This is a genomic window from Hyphomonas sp. (genome assembly GCF_046313735.1).
Classification (GTDB): domain Bacteria; phylum Pseudomonadota; class Alphaproteobacteria; order Caulobacterales; family Hyphomonadaceae; genus Hyphomonas.
Genome location: NZ_JBKBXW010000059.1, coordinates 3,233 through 4,131 on the forward strand (window position 1 = coordinate 3,233; position 899 = coordinate 4,131).

At 63.5% G+C, this 899-nt stretch carries 1 protein-coding gene; it reads left to right on the forward strand.

The features are described from left to right. Positions 1-330: 330 nt before the first annotated feature. Positions 331-899, forward strand: a 569-nt coding sequence (locus tag ACK4SV_RS16040; protein WP_409918848.1) for a class I SAM-dependent DNA methyltransferase, incomplete at its 3' end; no start/stop codon positions are given.

Here is an 899-nt window from a genome sequence, read left to right on the forward strand (position 1 = left end):
AATCTCAATGGAAATTATGCGCCCACCCGGGTCACTTCTGGGTGGAAATCAACAGCCATGTGGGCCTGAAAATGATGCGCGACTTGGCCAATGCCGATCTCGTGCGGTTCACTATAAGCGGGGCATCGCAACTCGAACGAATCCTTGAGCGGCTCTCGGCGCTGTAGCGACGCTCTGCTTCGGAGCATTCGGCTACACAAAATGGCCCGCTGTTGTGGGTAGGGCGGCTTCGGGTTGCATCCGTCTGACGCTGGCAGTCATGCCAGCGCCCCGAAGCCTCACAGGCTCGCGGAGAGGCGATTTGCCGCGGGTCGCAGTCCCAGCTCTAGGTTGGCGGTAACCGAGGACATCATCGGCGAGTGCTACATCTACCTGATCTCGCGCTTCGCCTCGGACGCCGGGAAGAAGGCGGGCGAATTCTACACGCCCACGGCTGTCTCGCGTCTGCTGGCCAAGCTGGCCGCGCCGCAGCCCGGCAACACGATCTGCGACCCGGCCTGCGGCTCCGGCTCGCTACTGATCCAAGCTTCGCAGGAGGTCGGGTCAGAGAACTTCGCCCTCTATGGGCAGGAGGTGAACGGGGCGACCTGGGCGCTGGCTCGGATGAATATGTTCCTGCACGCCAAGGATGCCGCCCGCATCGAGTGGTGCGACACGCTCAACAGCCCGGCGCTGGTCGAGGGTGACCACCTGATGCGCTTCGACATCGTGCTCGCCAATCCGCCATTCTCGCTCGACAAGTGGGGGGCGGAGGACGCTGACGCCGACCAGCACAAGCGTTTCTGGCGCGGTGTGCCGCCCAAGTCCAAGGGCGACTACGCCTTCATCACCCACATGATCGAGATCGCGAAGCGCCAGTCCGGCCGCGTCGCGCTGATCGTGCCGCATGGCGTGCTGTT